The 4,822-nt window shown below is 28.7% G+C and carries 4 protein-coding genes; all 4 read left to right on the top strand.

Annotation, left to right across the window (positions count from 1 at the left end; genetic code table 11):
- Positions 1–497 (top strand): hypothetical protein (locus ACLUJM_RS12870; RefSeq protein WP_412412989.1); only part of this gene is annotated, 497 nt, incomplete at its 5' end.
- A gap of 171 nt (positions 498–668) precedes the next feature.
- Positions 669–1,787 (top strand): FAD-dependent oxidoreductase, encoded by a 1,119-nt coding sequence (locus ACLUJM_RS12875; protein WP_257359552.1) that lies wholly within the window; start codon positions 669–671, stop codon positions 1,785–1,787.
- Complete coding sequence (locus tag ACLUJM_RS12880; protein ID WP_257333099.1) at positions 1,780–2,718, top strand: glycosyltransferase; 939 nt, start codon at positions 1,780–1,782, stop codon at positions 2,716–2,718. Before ACLUJM_RS12875 ends, ACLUJM_RS12880 begins: the two co-directional genes overlap by 8 nt.
- A gap of 630 nt (positions 2,719–3,348) precedes the next feature.
- Complete coding sequence (locus ACLUJM_RS12885) at positions 3,349–4,278, top strand: NAD-dependent epimerase/dehydratase family protein (RefSeq protein WP_117444706.1); 930 nt, start codon at positions 3,349–3,351, stop codon at positions 4,276–4,278.
- Positions 4,279–4,822: the final 544 nt, after the last annotated feature.

The following is a 4,822-nucleotide window of genomic DNA, read 5'->3' on the forward strand; positions in this document are numbered from 1 at the left end:
GTGTAGTGTTTTTACTTATGAAGGGTGCATATACAGGGCATTATAACGATGTTGTAAATTCACTTAGCTATGCGATTCAAAAACGTACTGGTCTTGGTGGTACTGATCGACTTGAACCAAAATATAAGGAATCTTTATCTTATAATGTCTTTGATGTTATCAAATTATATATGACAAATTCAAGTCCCAATATAATAAAAAATTTAAATATGTTTTCTATTATTTCGATTGCTTCAATTATAGTTTTAACATCAATAACTTATGTAAAAAAAATACATAGAGACAATAAACTTGTATCACTATCAATGCTTCTGGCTATTTCAATCTGTGCTCCCTGCAGTTGGTTTATATTGGCAAAAGGTCATTCAACGATACATACGCACATCAATTATATTTTATGGAGCGTTCCTTTTTTACCATTGCTTGCAGCTACTGTAGGCTATTATATGAAAAAAATGATAGACTATTATTGGAAACAGAAAAAAACAATTTTTTAGTTATTTATAGTATATTAAAAGCAGTTACACACACATTTACAGTGAATTGGTATTATGCTCAAAGTAGTTTTCTACATACTAATATATCATTATTAAATAAAGCAGATCCAATGCTAATGCAAATATAAATAAAACATCTAAAGATTTACAGGAGATAAACAGGAGGTAATAATGGACAAAATAATAATTGGGGCAGGTTTATATGGATTATATGCCGCTCTATATTATGCAAAAAAGAAGCGAGAAAAGATAACAGTATTGGAATATGATGATGCTCCTTTTAAACGAGCAACCTTTATTAACCAAGCAAGAGTACATATGGGATATCATTATCCTAGATCGTATTTAACAGCAATGAATTCTTCTCATTACTTTGAAAGATTTAATAAAGAATTTGGTTTTTGCATTTATAATAAATTTGAACAAATTTATGCTACAAGCAAAAACTTTTCATGGACCAATGCTAATCAATTTAAAAAGTTTTGTATAGATGCTAATATCCCTTGTGATGAATTATGTGTTTCTAAATATTTTAAGGACAACATGTGTGACGGAGCTTTTCTGACAGAAGAATATACATATGATGCAAGAATTTTAAAGGAATTTTTCTTGGATAAACTTAGCAAATACAAAAACGTCAATATTTTGTATAATACAAGGATTGAAAAGATAATAGAGAAGGATAGAGAATACATATTGTATACAAATCATGGTTTATTTAACACAACATTTCTATTAAATGCTACATATGCTTCTACTAATCAAATAACTAAATTATTAGGCTTTGAAAGCTTCAAAATTAAATATGAGTTATGTGAGATAATTCTATGTAAAGTCAATGATCAACTTAAGAATATAGGTATTACAGTAATGGATGGACCATTCTTTTCTATAATGCCTTTTGGAAGAACAGAATATCACTCATTAACCTCTGTGACATTCACACCACATCAAACATCTTATGAAGAATTGCCTACATTCGATTGTCAAAAAAGGAGCCGTGGTTATTGCTCTCCAAAACAGCTAGGCAACTGCAATAGCTGTTTTGCGCGACCTAAAAGTTCCTGGAAATCAATGTCTTTGATGGTGAAAAAGTATTTAAAAGAAGAATTTGAGTTTGAGTATTCTCATTCCTTATTTTCAATGAAGCCAATTTTAATGACATCAGAAGTAGACGATTCACGCCCAACAGTGATAAGAAAGCTCACTGAGAGTCCCACCTATATATGTGTATTATCAGGTAAAATTAATACTGTCTATGATTTAATGGAGGTATTAGACAATGATTAATAATGAAGAAAAGAATTATATTTCTGCTATAGTTTATGTCCATAACCATGAGAAGATTATCAAAGAATTTTTAAAAAAAATAGATGAAGGATTGCAAAGCTTTAGCTACTATGAAATTATCATTGTAAACGATGTTTCATGTGATAAATCAATAGATATAATACACGATATAGTACCATCCCTTAGAACAACAGCAATTACAATTATAAATATGGGATTTTTTCATGGACTTGAATCGTCAATGAGAGCTGGTGTAGATTTATCAATTGGTGATTTTGTATATGAATTCGATGATTTAACTTTATCTTATGATAAGAATTTAATTTTTAAATTATATGAGAAATCGTTGCAAGGGTACGATATTGTCTCTGCATCAAATAAAAATAGCCATAAAGGTTCAAAGCTATTCTATAAAATTTTCAATAGATTTAGCAATTATACTTATAAATTGAAATCTGAAGCATTTAGGATTATATCTCGAAGAGGGATTAATCGAGTAAAATCAATGAATATAAGTATTCCCTATAGAAAAGCAGTTTATGCAAACTGTGGATTAAAATCTGAGACTATTTACTATGAAGCTAATGTAAAAAGAATTAATGATCATAACCAACTCAAAATGAGAAAATCATTGGCAGTTGATTCTCTATTATTATTTACTAATTTCGGCTATAAAATATCAGTTTTTTTAACTATGATTATGATGCTGGTAACAATATTAGTTACTCTATATACTGTATACATATTTGTTGAAAGAGAACCTGTTCAGGGATGGGTTTCAACTATGTTGTTTTTATCATTTTCGTTTTTTAGTGTTTTTCTTATATTTACGATCTTAATAAAATATGCAACACTAATCACTGATTTATTATTTAAGAAGGAGGAATACGTAATCAAAAGTATCGAAAAGATAACTAATAGCCATGATTAAGTCTTTAAAAAAATAAAATAGGTATATTGTATATGAGTGTTTCATCTATATTCGTTTGTTTTGGTCAACTTATGTGGAAACTATCTGAAGTTGATCTGCCTTACTTAATAATTGTATTTATCCTATATGGTTTTGGTGCTTTTTTTATGCTAATAGCTTATGGACATGGCAGTTTATCTATTTTGCAGCCAATGCTTAGCTTGAATTATATCATAACAGCCATACTGGCTAAAAAATCTTTGGTATTACAATAATTATGCTTGGGATTTTCATGATAGCAGGTGGGGATGAATAATGTATATTATTGTTATCATTGCTATGACTCTAATAGGCTCTTTTGCATCTTACTTTCAAAAAAAAGGTTCACAAATCCATATAGTGTCAGGTTTATTAAAGAACATAAACATTTATATAGGTGATTCTCTTTATTTAATATCAGCTTATTAATATATGGATATTGTGACAATTGGTTTTGTGGTTTTGCCATTAAGAGCAATTACTTATATTTGGATATTATGTATTTCTAAAAAAATTTTAAATGAAATTATTATCAGAAAGAAACTTATTGGTGTTACGCTTATTATTATTATTGGAGCATTAAGTATTGCTTGTAACTAGGAGGTCTTTATTATGTTAAGTGCACTTGTAGGGTTCACAGGATTCGTTGGATCAAATTTAATGAAAAGCTATAATTTCGATGTTCTTTATAATTCAAAAAACATTCAAAAGGCATATTATACAGAACCAGATTTATTAGTCTATTGTGGCGTACCTGCAGAGATGTTTTTGGCGAATTCAAATTCAGAAGTAGATTTAAAAGTTATACAACAGGCTATACGGAATATCGAAAAGATCAATCCAAAAAAATTGGTTTTAATATCTACTGTAGCTGTTTATAATGATATTAGTGATGGTAATGAGGATACAATTATAGATAAAAGCAGATTATCTGCTTATGGTAGAAATAGACTATTTTTAGAAGAATGGGTTGAAAAGTATATAAACGACTATTTGATTGTACGATTACCTGCACTTTATGGCAATAATCTTAAAAAAAACTTCATTTATGATTACATACATGTAATTCCTAAATTATTAAAAGAATCTAAATATGAAGAACTATTCAGTAATGATCCAATGATTCAAAATTATTATACAAAACAAAAAAATGGTTTTTATAGATGTAATAATATATCAAAACAAGAGCAAGTACAAATTCTACAGTATTTTAAGAAAGTAAACTTTAGCGCTGTAAATTTTACAGACAGTCGTAATATTTATCAATTTTTTAATTTATCTAATCTATGGAATATTATAAACATAGCAGAACAAAACAGCATAAAAAAGCTTAACATTGTTACAGAGCCGGTTTCAATTCAGGAGCTTTATCAATTTTTAAACCATCGTGAATTTTTTAATGAAATTTCAGAAAAACCTTTGCAATATAATCTGAAAACGAAGCATGCAGAAATATTTGGAGGAAAGAATGGCTATATTTTTACAAAAAATTATGTATTAAATGACCTAGAAAATTTTTTGAGGAAAAAGCATGAAACATAAAACATCTATAAAGGTATATCAAAAATGAACACAGTGCGAACTTTTTAAAGATATCTAAATAAAAAAATGAGAGAGGTAGCATTGACTGTCATATAGGCTATCTATGAAATACTTAAGTTCAATGTTAAGTATTCAGGCTATGTGTCCTACTTATTTGTGCTTGAAGGGATGGCAGCAACTTATAAATGTACAGGATATTCAGTTAGATAATGAATTACCTACTCTCTTCCTCGTGCTCTGTAGTATACTGTCTCTCTTATAGATTAGAATAATATAAGGGGAAGTAATGAATTTCATGAAATATTTATGTCCGCACGATATAGGTTCGGGAAAATGGAGTCAAGTGTGAAACAAGAAAAGAAAAGGGCAACTAAAAAAGAACACAAAAGCAAACTATATTTAGTTCGTTGGTGATGGAATTATTAGCTTTCGGCTAAAATAGGAGTAGTTTTATATTCTCCTACAGATTGTAAAAGCTCTAAAGAATCTTGAATATCTTGCTTACGAGGCTTGTGTGGATTAGGGTTCATCAGTTCCTAATAAT

This window comes from Finegoldia sp., from assembly GCF_046991905.1.
Lineage (GTDB): Bacteria > Bacillota > Clostridia > Tissierellales > Peptoniphilaceae > Finegoldia.

Coding starts and splice junctions, on each gene's coding strand:
- ACLUJM_RS12875 (WP_257359552.1), top strand. CDS start 669: ATGGACAAAATAATAATTGGGGCAGGTTTATATGGATTATATGCCGCT.
- ACLUJM_RS12885 (WP_117444706.1), top strand. CDS start 3,349: ATGTTAAGTGCACTTGTAGGGTTCACAGGATTCGTTGGATCAAATTTA.
- ACLUJM_RS12880 (WP_257333099.1), top strand. CDS start 1,780: ATGATTAATAATGAAGAAAAGAATTATATTTCTGCTATAGTTTATGTC.